The sequence below is a fragment of the Variovorax sp. 160MFSha2.1 genome (assembly GCF_048305075.1).
Classification (GTDB): Bacteria; Pseudomonadota; Gammaproteobacteria; order Burkholderiales; family Burkholderiaceae_C; genus Variovorax; species Variovorax guangxiensis.
The window spans coordinates 460,041-476,835 of the sequence record NZ_CP157624.1; the positions used below are offsets into that span (position 1 = coordinate 460,041).

Annotated in this window: 17 protein-coding genes; 8 read left to right on the forward strand and 9 right to left on the reverse strand. The window is 68.4% G+C overall.

Going from position 1 to position 16,795, the window contains the following annotated elements; translation table 11 throughout:
* Positions 1-2 precede the first annotated feature (2 nt).
* Both ABL838_RS02025 and ABL838_RS02030 read right to left on the reverse strand, forming a co-directional pair.
* Complete coding sequence (locus tag ABL838_RS02025; protein ID WP_184640282.1) at positions 3-866, reverse strand: ABC transporter permease; 864 nt, start codon at positions 864-866, stop codon at positions 3-5.
* Positions 863-1,936 carry an ABC transporter ATP-binding protein gene (locus ABL838_RS02030; protein ID WP_418123892.1) on the reverse strand — a complete coding sequence of 358 codons (1,074 nt, stop codon included), beginning with the start codon at positions 1,934-1,936 and terminating at the stop codon, positions 863-865. Before ABL838_RS02030 ends, ABL838_RS02025 begins: the two co-directional genes overlap by 4 nt.
* A 217-nt stretch (positions 1,937-2,153) precedes the next feature.
* Here ABL838_RS02030 and ABL838_RS02035 point away from each other — a divergent pair, with 217 nt between their 5' ends.
* From ABL838_RS02035 to ABL838_RS02060, 6 genes are all read left to right on the forward strand, one after another.
* A complete protein-coding gene (locus tag ABL838_RS02035; RefSeq protein ID WP_418123893.1) occupies positions 2,154-3,044 on the forward strand; it encodes an IclR family transcriptional regulator in 891 nt (296 codons plus the stop codon).
* Between the two features lie 14 nt (positions 3,045-3,058).
* A complete protein-coding gene (locus ABL838_RS02040; RefSeq protein ID WP_184640276.1) occupies positions 3,059-3,478 on the forward strand; it encodes an MAPEG family protein in 420 nt (139 codons plus the stop codon).
* Positions 3,479-3,628: 150 nt separating this feature from the next.
* On the forward strand, positions 3,629-5,167 hold the full coding sequence (locus tag ABL838_RS02045; protein ID WP_418123894.1) for an aldehyde dehydrogenase family protein: 1,539 nt from the start codon (positions 3,629-3,631) through the stop codon (positions 5,165-5,167).
* 169 nt (positions 5,168-5,336) lie between these two features.
* Positions 5,337-6,236, forward strand: coding sequence for an amino acid ABC transporter substrate-binding protein (locus ABL838_RS02050; protein WP_184640272.1), 900 nt, complete (start codon positions 5,337-5,339; stop codon positions 6,234-6,236).
* Positions 6,233-7,462 (forward strand): pyridoxal phosphate-dependent aminotransferase, encoded by a 1,230-nt coding sequence (locus tag ABL838_RS02055; RefSeq protein ID WP_418123896.1) that lies wholly within the window; start codon positions 6,233-6,235, stop codon positions 7,460-7,462. The genes ABL838_RS02050 and ABL838_RS02055 overlap by 4 nt, the downstream gene beginning before the upstream one ends.
* Before the next feature lie 37 nt (positions 7,463-7,499).
* Entirely contained in the window at positions 7,500-9,170 is a 1,671-nt protein-coding gene (locus ABL838_RS02060; RefSeq protein ID WP_418123897.1) for a thiamine pyrophosphate-binding protein, read from the forward strand.
* 7 nt (positions 9,171-9,177) lie between these two features.
* Here ABL838_RS02060 and ABL838_RS02065 read toward each other — a convergent pair whose 3' ends face one another.
* The gene (locus ABL838_RS02065; protein WP_019655447.1) at positions 9,178-9,483 is read right to left on the reverse strand and encodes a hypothetical protein; all 306 of its coding nucleotides are present in this window, start codon (positions 9,481-9,483) and stop codon (positions 9,178-9,180) included.
* 23 nt (positions 9,484-9,506) lie between these two features.
* On the reverse strand, positions 9,507-10,763 hold the full coding sequence (locus ABL838_RS02070; RefSeq protein ID WP_369659958.1) for an ammonium transporter: 1,257 nt from the start codon (positions 10,761-10,763) through the stop codon (positions 9,507-9,509).
* A 353-nt stretch (positions 10,764-11,116) separates the two neighbouring features.
* Here ABL838_RS02070 and ABL838_RS02075 point away from each other — a divergent pair, with 353 nt between their 5' ends.
* Positions 11,117-11,875, forward strand: coding sequence for a sulfite exporter TauE/SafE family protein (locus tag ABL838_RS02075; protein WP_093206951.1), 759 nt, complete (start codon positions 11,117-11,119; stop codon positions 11,873-11,875).
* 20 nt (positions 11,876-11,895) lie between these two features.
* Entirely contained in the window at positions 11,896-13,260 is a 1,365-nt protein-coding gene (gene chrA / locus ABL838_RS02080) for a chromate efflux transporter (protein WP_418123899.1), read from the forward strand.
* A gap of 3 nt (positions 13,261-13,263) precedes the next feature.
* Here chrA and ABL838_RS02085 read toward each other — a convergent pair whose 3' ends face one another.
* The 5 genes from ABL838_RS02085 to ABL838_RS02105 all read right to left on the reverse strand — a co-directional run bounded on the left by ABL838_RS02085 (position 13,264) and on the right by ABL838_RS02105 (position 16,738).
* Complete coding sequence (locus tag ABL838_RS02085) at positions 13,264-14,775, reverse strand: tripartite tricarboxylate transporter permease (RefSeq protein ID WP_126022357.1); 1,512 nt, start codon at positions 14,773-14,775, stop codon at positions 13,264-13,266.
* 13 nt (positions 14,776-14,788) lie between these two features.
* A complete protein-coding gene (locus ABL838_RS02090; RefSeq protein WP_126022356.1) occupies positions 14,789-15,277 on the reverse strand; it encodes a tripartite tricarboxylate transporter TctB family protein in 489 nt (162 codons plus the stop codon).
* A 191-nt stretch (positions 15,278-15,468) separates the two neighbouring features.
* A complete protein-coding gene (locus ABL838_RS02095; RefSeq protein ID WP_369659956.1) occupies positions 15,469-15,903 on the reverse strand; it encodes an RNA recognition motif domain-containing protein in 435 nt (144 codons plus the stop codon).
* 195 nt (positions 15,904-16,098) lie between these two features.
* Entirely contained in the window at positions 16,099-16,335 is a 237-nt protein-coding gene (locus ABL838_RS02100) for a DUF3820 family protein (RefSeq protein WP_418123900.1), read from the reverse strand.
* A gap of 7 nt (positions 16,336-16,342) precedes the next feature.
* Complete coding sequence (locus ABL838_RS02105; RefSeq protein ID WP_418123902.1) at positions 16,343-16,738, reverse strand: translation initiation factor Sui1; 396 nt, start codon at positions 16,736-16,738, stop codon at positions 16,343-16,345.
* Positions 16,739-16,795 lie beyond the last annotated feature (57 nt).

Sequence of the window (16,795 nt, forward strand, 5' to 3'; positions counted from 1 at the left end):
GTTCACCCCAGCGCTTTCTTGTAGCGGCCTTCGACGAGGCGGTTGTAGCTCAGCATCACCGCGAGATTGGCGACGAGAAGCACCAGCGCCACCGCCGCGCCCAGCGGCCAGTTGAGTTCGCTCAGGTACTCGTCGTAGACGATGGTCGCGACCATCTTCAGCCGGCGTCCGCCCAGGAGCCCCGGGATGGCGAAGGAACTCGCCGCCAGCCCGAACACGATCAGGCTGCCCGAGAGAATGCCCGGCATCACCTGCGGCAGCACGATGCGACGCAATGTGGTGAAGGGCGTGGCGTTGAGCGAGAGGGCGGCGTTCTCCACGCCGGGGTCGAGCTTCTGCAGCGAGGTCCACACCGGGATCACCATGAAGGGCAGCATCACGTGCACCAGCGCGATGACCACTGCCGCGCTGGTGTAGAGGATCTTCACCGGCCCGATGCCCAGCAGCTGCAGCAGCGCGTTCACCGCGCCCTCGGGGCCCAGCAGCATGCTCCAGCCGAAGGCCCGCACCACCACCGAGACCAGCAGCGGCGCAAGCACCACCAGCAGCAGCGCCGAGCGCCACGGGTTGCGCATGCGGCTGAGCACATAGGCTTCGGGCGCGCCGATCAGCACGCAGATCAGCGTGACCAGCGCCGAGACCCAGAAGGTGCGCCAGAAGATGCCGAGGTAGTAGGAGTCGGAGAACACCAGCGCGTAGTGCGCGAGCGTGAACTCGCCCGACTTCGGCCCCGTGGCCGGGTCGTAGACGTTGAACGACAGCACTGCGGTGAGCCCGAGCGGCACCACCAGCAGCACCGTGAACAGCAGCAGCGCGGGGCCGGAGAGCCACCATGCGGTGGCCTTGCTTTTCGATGCGCTGCTCATGCCGCGACAACCCTTTCATCGGCCGGCAGAAGCCGCATGCAATGCGCCGGCCAGTCGATGCCCGTACGGCTGCCTTCGGCGAGGGCCTCGCGCCCGTCGTTGGGGCTCAGCACCATGAGCTCGCCCACCGAAGTCGCCACGCGGTAGAGCCACTGGCTGCCGAGGAAGAAGCGCTCCAGCACCTCGCCGTCGATGCGGCCGCCGCCCGGCGGCACCAGCTGCAGCTTCTCGGGCCGCACGCTCAGCAGCGCTGCGGCGTCGACACTGAAGCCGGTGTCGTCCACGTCCAGCGAGAGCGCGCCCACCTCCACGCAGGTGCGCCCGGGGCCGCTGCCCGACACGCGGCAATCCAGCAGGTTGGCCTTGCCCACGAAGGTGGAGATGAAGCGCGTGCCCGGATGCTCGTACACGCGCTGCGGATGGTCGATCTGCGTGGCGCGCCCGCCCTCCATCACCACCACGCGGTCGCTGATCGACATGGCCTCGCTCTGGTCGTGCGTGACCATCACCGTGGTGGTGCCGACCTTGCGCTGGATCTGGCGCAGCTCGAACTGCATCTCCTCGCGCAGCTTGGCGTCGAGGTTCGACAGCGGCTCGTCCAGCAGCAGCACCGGCGGCTCGATCACCAGCGCGCGCGCCAGCGCCACCCGCTGCCGCTGGCCGCCCGAAAGCTCGCGCGGGTAGCGCGCGGCGTGCTGCTCGAGGTGCACCAGCGCCAGCGCCTGCTTCACCCGTTCGGTGCGCTCGGCCTTCGGCATCCTGCGCATCTCCAGGCCGAAGCTCACGTTGTCGGCCACCGTCATGTGCGGGAAGAGGGCGTAGGTCTGGAACACGATGCCCAGCCCGCGCGTGTTGGCCTTGGCGTGCGTGATGTCCTTGCCCGCGAGCTCGATGCGGCCGCTGCTCACCGCCTCGAAGCCCGCGATCATCTGGAGCGTGGTCGTCTTGCCGCAGCCCGAAGGACCGAGCAGCGAGACGAACTCGCCCTTTTCCACCGAGAGATTCATGTCCGTCACCGCACGGGTGGCGCCATAGAACTTGGTCACGTCGGTGAGCCGCAGGAATGACATGGAACGGGCCTTTCTTCGGGGGCGAAAAGATGGCTTCAGGCACCTTGCTTCGACTTGGTGCGGGCCATGGACAGCTTGCTGTCCTTAATTCACTCTATTGCAACGATTGAGCCAGATCGCATCGGGTATTCCATTAATCAGAATCTTTCTTCGATTTATTCCGTTCAATGGAATATCATGGCTTCGATTAATGAATCGAATTCCGCAGGAGGAAGGTATGGATAGCTCTTCGGCGAACACCCCGGCCGGCACAGGGGCGAACGCGGCGGCCAGCGGCGGCGTGCCGCGCGTCTTTTCGGTGATCCGCGCGCTCGGCGCGGTGCAGGCCGAGGGCGGGCGCGTAACGCAGATCGCGCGCTCGGTCGGCCTCACCCAGGCCACCACGCACCGCCTGCTGCAGTCGCTCATCGCCGAAGGCATGGTCGAGCAGGACGAGCGCAGCAAGCTCTACCGCCTGAGCATCGATTTCTTCGCGCTGGCCGCCAGCGCGGGCAACCCCGGCGACCTGCGCTCCATCTGCCGGCCCGTGCTGCTGCGGCTGTGCGCTAGCCTCGGCGACAGCATCTTCCTGCTGGCGCGCAGCGGCTTCGACGCCGTGTGCCTCGACAGGAGCGAAGGGCCCTTTCCCATCCGCTCCTTCACCGGCGACATCGGCGGGCGCATCGCGCTGGGCGTGGGGCAGGGCGCGCTCGCGATCCTGGCCTTCCTGCCCGAGGCCGAGCGCGAGGAAGTCATCCGCTTCAATCTCTCTCGCGTGCGCGAGTACGGCGTGTACGACGAGGTCTACCTGCGCACCGAGATCGAGCGCGTGCGGCAGCAGGGCTACGCGGGGCGCAACACCGGCCTGCTCGAAGGCATGGCCGGCGTGGCCGTGCCCATCCTCGACCGCGAAGGCCGCGCGGTGGCCGCGCTGAGCGTGGGCACCATCGCCGACCGGCTCAACGCCGACCGCATGCCGACGGTGGTGGAGCTGCTGAAACGCGAGGCGGCGGCGATCGGGCCGAGGATCAACCCCTTCGATGCGACGCTGAGGCGGCCGGCGCAGAGCCTGGCGAGTTCGCCGGCGGGGCAGAAGATTCCGTTGCCGGAGGCCTCCGGGCCGGGCTGAGCAGGGAGCCGACCATGAACAACCCCTCGATCCTCTACCCCGTCTTCGCCCTCGCGGCCCTCACCGGCATGGTGCTGCTGCTCATTCCCTTCACGCGCGTGCGCGCCGTTCTGCGCCGCGAAGTCCGGGCGGCCGATTTCAGGCTGGGCGAGTCGGCGGCGGTGCCGGATGCGGTGCGCATTCCCAACCGCAACTACATGAACCTGCTGGAGCTGCCGGTGCTGTTCTACGTGGTGTGCCTGGTCTTCTACGTGGCGGCGCAGCCGACGCCCGCGGCCGTGTGGCTGGCCTGGGCCTACGTGGGGCTGCGGGCGCTGCATAGCGCGGTGCACCTGACCTACAACCACGTGCTGCACCGGTTGTACGTGTTCGCGGCGAGCAATGCGGTGCTGGTGGCGCTGTGGGTCCTGGCGGCGGCCCGGTTGGTGCGCTAGACGCACATCAAAAGGCCGGGATCCTTCCTGAAACGCATCAGGTCCTTCCATATTTTCATTAGGCAATCGCGCGGGATTCGCTGATATTGGCCGGATCAGGCCTCTCGCCGCCTTCCCGTTTTCCCTTCACCTGTCCCCCGGAGCGTGCTCATGTCCGAAGCCCAGACCTCTCTTCCCGTCGCCACCGAAGTCGAACAGCTGCTGCAGCGCCTGGGCGTGCCCCGCGCGGCCCACACCGGCGGCGAGCTGACGGTGCGTTCGCCCGTCAGCGGCGAAGTGGTGGCGCAGGTGCCGCAGACCTCGCCGGCCGAAGCGACGGCGGTGATCGGCCGCGCGCACGAGGCCTTCAAGGCCTGGCGCAACGTGCCGGTGCCGCGCCGCGGCGAGCTGGTGCGGCTGTTGGGCGAGGAACTGCGTGCCGCCAAGGCCGACCTGGGCCGCCTCGTGACGCTGGAGGCCGGCAAGATCCCGTCCGAGGGCGCGGGCGAGGTGCAGGAGATGATCGACATCTGCGACTTCGCGGTCGGCCTCTCGCGCCAGATCTACGGCCTCACGCTGGCCACCGAGCGCGCGGAGCACCGGATGATGGAAACCTGGCATCCGCTGGGCGTGTGCGGCGTGATCTCGGCCTTCAACTTCCCGGTGGCGGTGTGGTCGTGGAACGCGGCGCTGGCGCTGGTGTGCGGCGACCCGGTGGTGTGGAAGCCTTCCGAAAAGACGCCGCTGACCGCGCTGGCCGTGCACGCCATCGCGCAGCGCGCCATCGCACGCTTCGGCGACGCGCCCGAGGGCCTGCTGGGCCTGCTGCTGGGCCAGCGCGACATCGGCGAGCTGCTGGTGGACGACCACCGCGTGCCCGTTCTCTCGGCCACCGGCTCGACCGCCATGGGCCGGCAGGTGGGGCCGAAGCTGGCCGCGCGCTTCGCCCGCGCCATTCTCGAACTCGGCGGCAACAACGCCGCCATCGTCACGCCCTCGGCCGACCTCGGCCTCGCGCTGCGCGGCATCGCCTTCGCGGCCATGGGCACGGCCGGCCAGCGCTGCACCACGCTGCGGCGCCTCTTCGTGCACGAGAGCGTGTACGAACAGCTGGTGCCCAAGCTCGCCAAGGTCTACGGCAGCGTGCAGGTGGGCGATCCGCGCGAGGCCGGCACGCTGGTCGGTCCGCTGATCGACCGCGCGGCCTTCGACGGCATGCAGAAGGCGCTCTCCGAAAGCCGCGAGATCGGCGCCACCGTGCACGGCGGCCAGCGCGTGGAGGGCATCGGCACGAGCGACGCCTACTACGTGCGCCCCGCGCTGGTGGAGTTGACGTCGCACGAGGGCCCGGTGCTGCGCGAGACCTTCGCGCCCATCCTTTATGTAGTGCGCTACAGCTCGCTCGACGAGGCCATCGAGCAGCACAACGCGGTGGGCGCGGGCCTGTCGTCGTCGATCTTCACGCTGAACATGCGCGAGGCCGAGCGCTTCATGTCGAGCTCGGGCTCGGACTGCGGCATCGCCAACGTCAACATCGGCCCGAGCGGCGCCGAGATCGGCGGTGCCTTCGGCGGCGAGAAGGAAACCGGCGGCGGACGCGAAGCCGGCTCCGACAGCTGGAAGGCGTACATGCGCCGCGCCACCAACACCATCAACTACTCCACGGCACTGCCCCTCGCTCAGGGCGTGACCTTCGACATCGGGGACTGAGTCCCTCCCCCCAGGCTTCGCGCACTTCGTGTCGCTACGCCAACCCCCTCACCGGGGGCGACATCGGCGGCCCGGCAAAGCCGGTTCCGCGATGTCCCGCGAAAGGGCCGTGCGAGGTCGGGACGGCCTTCGCCTCCCCGTCAAAAACAACCATCAGGAGACAGAGCACATGAACATCGCCTTCAAGACCATTGCCGCGGCCGCGCTGCTGGCGCTTTCGTTCGGCGCCGCCGCCCAGACCGCCGCCGGCGGCACGCTCGACAAGATCAGGTCCAGCGGCAAGGTGGTGCTCGGCGTGCGCGAGGCTTCGCCGCCCATGGCCTACATGCTGGGCGCGGGCGAGAAGTACGTGGGCTATCACGTCGAGCTGTGCGAGCGCGTGCTGAAGGACATCGCGCCGCAGGCCAGGCTCGAATACATGGCCGTGACCGCGCAGAACACCATCCCGCTGGTGCAGAACGGCACGCTGGACATCGGCTGCGGCCCCACCACCAACAACATGGCGCGCCAGCAGCTGGTGGCTTTCGCGCTCACCACCTACGTGAGCGAGGTGCGCATGGCCACCAGGGTCGACTCGGGCATCACCAGCCTCGACCAGCTCGCGGGCCGCAACGTGTCGGCCTCCAGCGGCACCACCGCGGTGCAGCTTCTTCGCAAGCGCGAGCGCGCGCAGAACGTCTCTTACAACACCTTGCTCGGCAAGGACCACCTGGAGAGCTTCCTGCTGATGGAGGCGGGCCGCGCCGATGCCTTCGTGCTCGACGACAACCTGCTGGCCGGGATCATCGCGAACTCGAAGAACCCCTCGGCCTACCGCATCGTGGGCGAGCCGCTGGGCTCGGAGCCGATCGCGCTGCTGTTCCGCAAGGACGACCCGGCCTTCAAGTCGGCGGTGGACGACTCGCTGCGCCGCATGATGAAGAGCGGCGAGCTCGAGAAGATCTACGGCAAGTGGTTCGTCGCAGCCATTCCGCCGAAGAACACCAGCCTGAACCTGCCGATGAGCGCGACGCTGAAGCAGCTCATCGCCGAGCCCAACGACAAGCCGCTGGAGGCCTACGCCAAGTGACCGCAGACACAGTCGCCCCCGTCGTCTTTTCTCCTGCGCAGCGCGTGCGCGCCATTGGCGTCTCGGAGATCCTGCGCATCACCGACCACGCCAACGCGCTCAAGCGCGCGGGGCGCCCGGTGATCGTTCTGGGTGCGGGCGAGCCCGACTTCGACACGCCGCAGAACGTGCGCGACGCTGCCGTGCGCGCCATCGGCCGGGGCGACACGCGCTATACGGTGCTCGACGGCAGCCCGGCGATGAAGGCGGCGGTGCAGCTGAAATTCAGGCGCGACAACGCGCTCGACTTCGCGCTCGACGAGATCAGCGTGAGCGCGGGCGCCAAGCAGGTGATCTTCAACGCGCTGATGGCCAGCCTGGACCCGGGCGACGAGGTGATCCTGCCCGCGCCGTACTGGACCTCGTACGCCGACATCGTGCAGGTCTGCGGCGGCGTGCCCGTGCCGGTGGCCTGTACCGAAGCGAACGGCTTCAGGCTCGACGCGGCGCAGCTGGAGGCGGCCATCACGCCGCGCACGCGCTGGCTCTTCCTGAATTCGCCCTCGAACCCGAGCGGCGCGGCCTACAGCGCTGCGCAGCTCAAGCCGCTGTGCGAGGTGCTGCTGCGCCATCCGCAGGTCTGGGTGCTGGCGGACGACATCTACGAGCACATCCTCTACGACGGTCTGGCCTTCGCCACGCCGGCGGCGGTGGAGCCGCGCCTGCGCGAGCGCACGCTGACGGTGAACGGCGTGTCCAAGGCCTATGCGATGACCGGCTGGCGCGTGGGCTACGGCGCGGGGCCGCGCGCGCTGATTGCAGCGATGGCGGTGGTGCAGAGCCAGACCACCTCCTGCCCCTCGTCCATCAGCCAGGCGGCCGCCATCGAGGCGCTGACCGGGCCGCAGGACATCGTGGCCGAGCGCTGCGCCGACTTCCAGGCGCGGCGCGACTTCGTGGTCGCCGCGCTGAACCGCGCGCCAGGCCTGCACTGCCGCGTGCCCGAAGGCGCGTTCTACACATTCGCGAGCTGCGCCGGCGTGCTCGGCAGGCGCACGCGCGGCGGCGCGCTGCTGCACAGCGACAGCGACTTCTGCCGCTACCTGCTGCAGGACTTCGAGGTGGCGGTGGTGCCGGGCAGCGTGTTCGGGCTGGCGCCGTATTTCCGCATCTCGTACGCGACCTCGATGGCGCAGCTGCAGGAGGCCTGCGAGCGCATCGCCGCCGCCTGCGCCGCGCTCGAGTGAGCGACCCATCGGCCTTTTTCATTTCATCGGAAACCCCATGACCACACCCCGCACCGGCGGCCAGATCCTGGTCGACCAACTCGTCACCCACGGCGTCGAGCAGCTCTTCTGCGTGCCCGGCGAGAGCTTTCTCGCCGTGCTCGACGCGCTGCACGACGCCTCCATCGACGTGACCGTGTGCCGCCAGGAAGGCGGCGCGACGATGATGGCCGAGGCCCAGGGCAAGCTCACCGGCAGGCCGGGCGTGTGCTTCGTCACGCGCGGGCCGGGCGCCACCAATGCGTCGGCCGGGGTGCACATCGCGCACCAGGATTCGACGCCGCTGCTGCTCTTCGTCGGCCAGGTCGCGCGCGAAGCGCTGGGGCGCGAGGCCTTCCAGGAGCTGGACTACGGCGCGGTGTTCGGCACCATGGCCAAGTGGGTGGTGCAGATCGACGACCCGGCGCGCGTGCCCGAGCTGGTCTCGCGCGCCTTCCATGTCGCCACCTCGGGCCGACCCGGCCCGGTGGTGATCGCGCTGCCGGAAGACATGCTGACCGAGGCCGCGACGGTGGCCGACGCGAAGCCGTACGCCGTTACCGAAACCCACCCCGGCGCGGCGCAGCTCGCCGAGCTGCAGCAGCGGCTGTCGCAGGCGCAGCGGCCGGTGGTCGTCTTGGGCGGCAGCCGCTGGTCGGAGAAGGCGTCGCGCCAGTTCGCGGATTTCGCCGCGGCCTTCTCGCTGCCCGTGTACTGCTCGTTCCGCCGCCAGATGCTGATGTCGGCCGAGCATCCCTGCTACGCGGGCGACCTCGGGCTGGGCGTCAATCCGAAGATGCTGGAGCGCATTCGCAACGCCGATCTCATCCTGCTGGCCGGCGGGCGCCTGTCGGAGGTGCCGTCGCAGGGCTATGAGCTGCTGTCCATCCCGCAGCCGAAGCAGGCGCTGGTGCACGTGCATGCCGACGCCGACGAGCTGGGCAAGCTGTATCGCCCGGCGCTGGGCATCCATGCCACGCCGCAGGCATTCGCCGAAGCCGTTTCCACGCTGCGCCCCGCGCAGGTTCCGGCCTGGGCGGCGGAAACGAAGACCGCTCGCCAAGACTTCCTGCGCTGGAGCGACCCGTCGCCGATCCGCATTCCGGGCGCGCTGCAGATGGGCGAGGTCATGCAGCACCTGCGCGAGGTGCTGCCGGCCGACACCATCTTCTGCAACGGCGCGGGCAACTTCGCCACCTGGGTGCACCGCTTCTGGCCGTTCCGCGCGTACGCGAGCCAGCTCGCTCCCACCAGCGGCTCCATGGGCTACGGCCTGCCGGCCGGCGTCGGCGCCAAGCGCCTGTGGCCGCAGCGCGAGGTGGTGGTGTTCGCGGGCGACGGCGACTTCATGATGCACGGCCAGGAATTCGCCACCGCCGTGCAGTACGGCCTGCCGATCATCGTGGTGCTGCTGGACAACGCCATGTACGGCACCATCCGCATGCACCAGGAAAAGCACTACCCCGGCCGCATCAGCGCCACGCAGCTGAAGAACCCGGACTTCCGTGGTTACGCGGAGGTGTTCGGCGGGCACGGCGAGCGCGTCGAGAGCACCGAAGAGTTCGGCCCCGCGCTGGCCCGTGCGCGCGCCAGCGGCAAGCCGGCGATCCTGCACTGCCTGCTGGACCCGGAGGCCATCACGCCGGGCAGCACGCTGCAGTCGATTCGCAAGGCTGCGCTGGAGGGCTGAGCAAGCCTCAGCGCAGGCCGCCTACGTACCGCGGTGGGGGCGTGGGCGGCTGGCCGTCGGGCTGGCGCGCCGCCAGGCGCGCGGCGCGTGCCAGCGGTTCCATCGCCTGCTCCAGGCGGGTGGCGAGCAGGTAGAGCTCCTCGTCCTTGGTGTCGGCGGCGTGCGCGCGCGTCATGCGCACGATCTCGGCGGCGTACTCGGCATTGGTCGCCATCCATTCGGTGTCGGTCACGCGGCCGTGCTTTCGCCGCAGCGCCACGTGGAGGCGGGCGGCGAGGGCGATGCGTTCGCTTTCTGACATGGATGGGGACATGGCTTGTTTCCTCCGGCGGTGGGTCAACTGCTCCCGAGATGTTCCCTGTGCTGTGCAAGATCGAGGCCCAGCTGCTCGCTGTCGGCATCGACGCGCAGGCCGACGATGACGTGCACCAGGAACAGCACCACGGCCGTGCCCGTCGCACTGAAGATGGCCACGCTGCCGACCGCGATCGCCTGCGTCAGCACGTCGCCGGTGGCGCCCGAGATGCGTGCGTCGGCGAACACGCCCGTCAGCAGCGCACCCACGATGCCGCCGATGCCGTGCACGCCGAACACGTCGAGCGAGTCGTCCGCCCCCAGCAGGTGCTTCAGGCCGGTGGCGCCCCAATAGCAGGCCAGCCCCGCGATGGCGCCGATGGCCAGCGCGGCCGGCGGCGTGACGAAGCCGGCCGCCGGCGTGATGGCCACCAGCCCGGCCACGAGGCCCGAGCACAGGCCCAGCAGCGAGGGGCTGCGCCGCACGATCCATTCGCCGAGCATCCAGCTCATGGCGCCGGCAGCCGCCGCGATGTGCGTGACCAGCATCGCCAGCCCCGCGCGCCCGTCGGCCGCCACCGCCGAGCCGGCATTGAAGCCGAACCAGCCCACCCACAGCAGGCCGGCGCCGGTCATGGTGAAAGCCAGGTTGTAGGGCTCGAAGGCCTCGCGGCCGTAGCCCTTGCGCGAGCCGAGGGCGTAGGCGCACACGAGCCCGGCGATGCCGGCGTTGACGTGCACCACCGAGCCGCCCGCGAAGTCGAGCGCGCCCATCTGCGCGAGCCAGCCGCCCGGCTCCCACACCCAGTGCGCGACGGGTGCGTAGACCAGCACGCTCCACAGCAGCGCGAACCAAAGGATCGCCGAGAAGCGCATGCGCTCGACGAAGGCGCCGAGCACCAGCGCCGTGGTGATGATCGCGAAGGTCAGCTGGAACATCGCGTAGACCGACTCGGGCACGTTGGGCGCCACGTGGCTCACCGCGAGCTGGCCGGCCTCCTTCAGGTAGTCGAAGCCCGAGAACCAGAAGCGCCCGGAGCCGCCGAGCCAGGGCCAGCCCTCGGTGAAAGCCAGCGAATAGCCCACCGCGAACCAGGTCAGCGAGACCGTCGAGGCGATCGCCACCACCGCGGCCATGGTGGCCAGCACGTTCTTGCGGCGCACCATGCCCGCGTAGAAGAGAGCGATGCCGGGCAGCGTCATCAGCAGCACCAGCGCGGTCGAGGTCATCATCCATGCGGTGTCTGCCGCGTTGATGGAGGCTTGCGGTGCCAGGGCCATGGTCGCTTTCTTCTTCATGTGGTGGACTCAGGCGCCCCGTGCACAAGTCGTGCCACGTCGTTAACTATCAGAAACACTTTGGTTTGCAAATCGGGCTTCCCGCGTAAGGCAAAGCGGGTAATTCCCTATGCACTGAGGCGGTGCGTGCCCCTAAAGTCTGCGCACTCGCGAACGGGCCCTGCTCGTGTGCCGAGGGTCCGAGGAGACAAACCCCCAAGCAACAATAAAAATTCTTCAAAGGCTCCGTACGAGATGCCTGTCCAAGCTTGAAAGGCGCCGCTGGTCGGCGCCTTTTTTATTTGTGCGGGGCTTGGGCATCGGCCATTCCAGCTACTTTTTCGATAGCACCGGGGTGAGACAATCCGGGCCCTATGGAAATGCTGGTGGTCACGGGCGCCTCTGCGCTCGCGGGTTTTGTCGATTCGATCGTGGGCGGAGGCGGCCTGATCCTGGTGCCTGCGCTGTTCGCCGTGTTCCCGGGCGCACCGCCCGCGACCCTGCTGGGCACCAACAAGAGCGCGTCCATCTGGGGCACGGCCGCCGCCGCGGCCCAGTTCAGCCAGCGGGTGCAGATGCGCTGGGGCGCGCTGTGGCCGGCCGCGCTGCTCGGCTTTGCCGGCTCGATGCTGGGCGCCTGGGGCGTCACCATGTTTCCGGGCGACTTCCTGCGCAAGGCGCTGCCGCTCATCCTGCTGGGCGTGCTGCTGTACACGCTGGCGCGCAAGGACATGGGCCGCATGCACGCGCCGCGCTTCTCGGGCAGGGCGGAGACGCTGGCGGCCTGCACCATCGGCCTGTCGATCGGGCTGTACGACGGCTTCTTCGGGCCGGGTGCGGGCAGCTTCCTGGTGTTCCTCTTCGTGCGCTGGATGGGCTACGACTTCCTCAACGCCTCGGCTTCGGCCAAGATCATCAACACGCTGACCAACGCCGCCGCGCTGATTTTGCTGGCGGCCAAGGGCCACGTCTGGTGGCACTACGGGCTGGTGATGGCTGTGGCCAACGTGGCCGGCAGCGTGCTGGGCACGCGGGTTGCACTGAAGCACGGCGCGGGCTTCGTGCGGGTGGTGTTCATCGTGGTGGTGAGCGCGCTGATACTGAAGACCGCCTACGACGCATTCCTGAAATAGCGCAACACGAAAGTCGCCCGATGTCCTCTCCCCAAGATCCCGTCGAGCGGCCCGTTCCCGTCAGCTTCTGGCAGGCCTTCGGCTACTGGCTCAAGCTGGGCTTCATCAGCTTCGGCGGGCCGGCCGGGCAGATCGCGCTGATGCACCAGGAGCTGGTGGAGCGCAGGCGCTGGATCTCGGAGAAGCGATTCCTCCACGCCCTCAACTACTGCATGCTGCTGCCCGGCCCCGAGGCCCAGCAGCTCGCCACCTACATCGGCTGGCTCATGCATCGCACCTGGGGCGGCATCGCGGCGGGGGCGCTGTTCGTGCTGCCCTCGCTCTTCATCCTGATCGCGCTGTCGTGGGTCTACATGGCCTACGGGCAGGTGCCGGCGGTGGCGGGGCTGCTGTACGGCGTGAAGCCTGCCGTGACGGCCATCGTGCTGTTCGCGGCCTGGCGCATCGGCTCGCGGGTGCTGAAGAACGCATGGCTGTGGGCGATCGCGGCGGCGGCCTTCGCGGCGATCTTCGCGCTGAGCGTGCCCTTTCCGCTGATCGTGCTGGCGGCCGCAGCCATCGGCTATTTCGGCAGCCGGGTGGCGCCGGAGCGCTTCGCGCCCGGCGGCGGGCATGGCGCGGCGGTGGCTTCCGCCGGCCCGGCGCTCATCGACGACGACACCCCCACGCCCGCGCACGCGCGCTTCGGCTGGGGCCGCTTCTGGCGCGTGCTGGGCGTGTTCCTCGCGCTGTGGCTGGGCGCCATGGGCGCGCTCACGGCGCTGTACGGCTGGCACGGCACGCTCACGCAGATGGGCTGGTTCTTCACCAAGGCCGCGCTGCTGACCTTCGGCGGCGCCTATGCGGTGCTGCCCTACGTGTTCCAGGGCGCCGTCGACCACTACGGCTGGCTCGGCGCCACGCAGATGATCGACGGCCTCGCGCTGGGCGAGACCACGCCGGGGCCGCTGATCATGGTGGTGTCCTTCGTGGGCTTCGTCGGCGGCTGGAACCAGGCGCTGTTCGGCACCGGTTCGCTTTTCACTGCGGGCGCGGTGGCGGCGACGGTGGTGAGCTTCTTCACCTTCCTGCCGTCGTTCCTCTTCATCCTGCTGGGCGGTCCCTTCATCGAGTCGACGCACGGCAACCTGAAGCTCACCGCGCCGCTCACGGCCATCACGGCAGCGGTGGTGGGCGTGATCGTCAACCTGGCGGTGTTCTTCGCCTGGCACGTGCTGTGGCCGAAGGGAGCCGGGGGAGGCTTCGACGCGGCATCGGCGGCGATCGGGCTGATCGCCGCCGTGGCGCTGTTCCGCTTCAAGGCCGGTGTGATCCCGGTGGTGCTCGCCTCGGCCCTGCTGGGGCTCGCGTGGCAGCTGTTGCTGCTGCCTTTGCTCGTGCGCTGAGGCTCAATCCTCTACAAACGCCTCTTCGCGCTTGGCCTTGATGGCCGGGAGAAGCACGATGCCCAGCAGCAGGACAGCAGCGATCAGGAGCCCCGCCGACAGCGGCCGCGTGACGAATACGCTCCACGCCCCGCGCGACAGCAGCAGCGCCCGGCGCAGGTTCTCTTCCATCATCGGCCCCAGGATGAAGCCCAGCAGCAGCGGCGCGGGCTCGGTGCGCAGCTTGATGAAGAGGTAGCCGATGAAGCCGAAGGCCGCCACCATCCACACGTCGAAGGTGTTGTTGTTGGTCGAGTACACGCCGATCGCGCAGAACAGCACGATGGCCGGGAACAGGAACTTGTAGGGCACCGTCAGCAGCTTGATCCACATGCCGATCAGCGGCAGGTTCAGGATGATCAGCATCGCGTTGCCGATCCACATGGAGGCGATCAGGCCCCAGAAGAGCTCCGGGTTGCTGGTCATCACCTGCGGTCCCGGCTGGATGTTGTGGATGGTCATCGCGCCCACCATCAGCGCCATCACCGCGTTGGGCGGAATGCCAAGCGTCAGCAGCGGGATGAAGGAGGTCTGCGCGCCGGCGTTGTTGGCCGACTCCGGCGATGCCACGCCGCGGATGTTGCCCTTGCCGAAGGCCACTTCGCCGGGGCGCATGCGGATCTTTTTCTCCAGCGCGTAGGAGGCGAAGGAGGCCAGCAGCGCGCCACCGCCCGGCAGGATGCCCAGGGCCGAGCCGAGGGCCGTGCCGCGCAGCACCGCGGGCAGCATGCGCTTGAAGTCGTCCTTGGTGGGCCACAGGCCCTTGACCTTGTGCGTGAACACCTCGCGCTCGTCGTCGGGCTGCGAGAGGTTGCCGATGATCTCGCCGTAGCCGAACACGCCCATGGCGATGACCACGAAGCCGATGCCGTCGGTGAGCTCCGGAATGTCGAAGCTGTAGCGCGCCACGCCCGAGTTGACGTCGGTGCCCACGATGCCCAGCAGCAGGCCCAGCACGATCATCGCCACCGCCTTCAGCAGCGAGCCCGAAGCCAGCACCACCGCGCCGATCAGGCCCAGCACCATCAGCGAGAAGTACTCGGCAGGGCCGAACTTGAAGGCCAGTTCGGTCAGAGGCGGCGCGAAGGCGGCCAGGATCAGCGTGCCCACGCAGCCCGCGAAGAACGAGCCCAGGCCGGCGGCGGCGAGTGCCGGGCCCGCGCGGCCCTGCCTTGCCATCTGGTAGCCGTCGATGCAGGTGACCACCGACGAGGACTCTCCCGGCAGGTTCACCAGGATGGCGGTGGTGGAGCCCCCGTACTGGGCGCCGTAGTAGATGCCGGCCAGCATGATCAGCGCCGACACGGGCGGCAGCGCATAGGTGGCCGGCAGCAGCATCGCGATGGTCGCGACGGGGCCGATGCCCGGGAGCACGCCGATCAGCGTGCCCAGGATGCAGCCGATCAGGCAGTACAGCAGGTTGGTGAAAGTGAACGCGACGCCGAAGCCGGTCGCGAGGTTGTTGAAGAGTTCCATGGCGGTGTGCTCCTCAACCTGCGATGAAGGTGGGCCAGACCTGGATCTGCAGCTTCAGCGCCCAGATGAACGCCACGTAGCTGCCGGCCGCCAGGATGGTCGCGAGGATCAGCACGTCGCGCAGCCTGAAGTGCTCGCCCGCCATGCTGGAGATGATGGTGAGCGCGTAGATCGCGATGATCATGCCCATGGCCGGCAGCCCGATGCTGGGCAGGCCGCCCAGCAGCACGCCGAAGGCGAGGTTGGCGCCGAGCACGAAGGCCAGCGGCTTCCAGGCCCACTTGCCGATCGGGTCGCCGTCGGTGGTCTCGACCACCATCGCCTGGAACATGATGATCGCGCCCAGCACCGCCAGCAGGATGCCCAGCATGAGCGGGAAGTAGCCCGGCCCCATGCGCGCGCCGTCGCCGATGGTGTAGGTGGTTGCGCCGATGGCGAAGGCGCCTCCCACGGTGGTGAACATGACTCCCGAAAAGAAGTCCGCCTGGCTCTTTATCCGCATGTCTCGCTCCTCTTGTATTGGGGAAACGAGGGTCGATCTGCGCGCCTGACCGTTGGCTGACCGGTGCGGTACGAACAAATGCGTACCGCATGGCAAGGGTTCTCCCCGGGGCCGGGGTGTCCCGGAAACGAAAAAAGCTCCCGGAGGAGCTTTTTCATTCAGAGGCCCGAGGGCCCTGGAGGGGGTTCGACTCAGTAGCCGCCGCGGCCGCCGCCGCCGTAGCCGCCACCGCCGCCACCGTAGCCGCCGCCACCGCTGCGGTCGCCACCGTAGCCACCGCGGTCGCCGCCGTAGCCACCGCCACCGCTGCGGCCGCCGCCGCCGTAGCCGCCACCACCACCGCCGTAGCCGCCGCCACCGCTACGGGGGGGACGGGCTTCCATCGGACGGGCTTCGTTCACCGTCAGGGCGCGGCCCTGCAGGGGTTGGCCGTTCATGGCTTCGATGGCTGCGAGCGCTTCGGCATCCGTGCCCATTTCGACGAAGCCGAAGCCCTTCGAACGGCCGGTGTCACGTTCCATCATGACCTTGGCACTGACGATCGAGCCGAATTCGCCGAAGGCTTGTTCGAGATCGTTGTCGCGGATCGAGTAGGCGAGGTTGCCCACGTAAAGTTTCTTGCCCATTGAGGGACTCCTGATTCAAACCAACAAAAAAACAAAAAAGCGATGGAGTCCCAGAATCACAACAAACAAGAACTGCGCTGTGGCGCGAAACTGACCGATCACCAAATTACGTGCACGGGAGCCGCAATGCGACTCACTGACACGTAGCGGGCATTATCCAGCCCGATTTCGAAAAAGATGTGGCGAAATCGCGCCTTATCGGGAAACTCCCCGTTCCGGAGGGCGGTTTCGCAACGGTTTCAGCAGCCCGGAAAGCCCGTTGTGGTCTATTTCATGCATCAGGGCGAGCAGCCGGCCGATTTCTCCCGAGGGAAAACCCTCGCGTGCGAACCAACCCAGGTAGTTGCCGGGCAGGTCCGCAATCAGCGTGCCCTTGTGCTTGCCGAAGGGCATTTCGAGCGTTACCAGCCGTTGCAGGTCTTCGGGGTTCATGGAGCGCTCAGCCTCCCGCGCGCTTGACCGTATGGCCCAGCTTCACCAGCGCTGCGATCACCGTTTCGCGGTGGTCGCCCTGTATCTCGATGGTGCCGTCCTTCACCGTGCCGCCCGTGCCGCAGGCCGTCTTGAGCTGCTTGCTCAGCGCCAGCAGGGCCGCCGCGTCGAGCGCCATGCCCTTCACTACCGTCACGCCCTTGCCTTTGTGGCCCTTTGTCTCGTGCGACACGCGCACAATGCCGTCGGTGGCCGGCGTGCCGCGCGCCTTTTCCAGTTCCTTGCAGCGGCAACGGGCCACGGGCTCGCCGCAGCCGGGACACATGCGTCCGCCCCCGTCGGTGGAATACACCAGGGTGCTGCCGCCGGACTGGCCGGTGCGCTGCTGTTTCATCGTCGACATCCGATACGCCTCTTTCTGCTTTCGATCTTTCTCTCTCTTCGCCCGCCGCGCTCATAC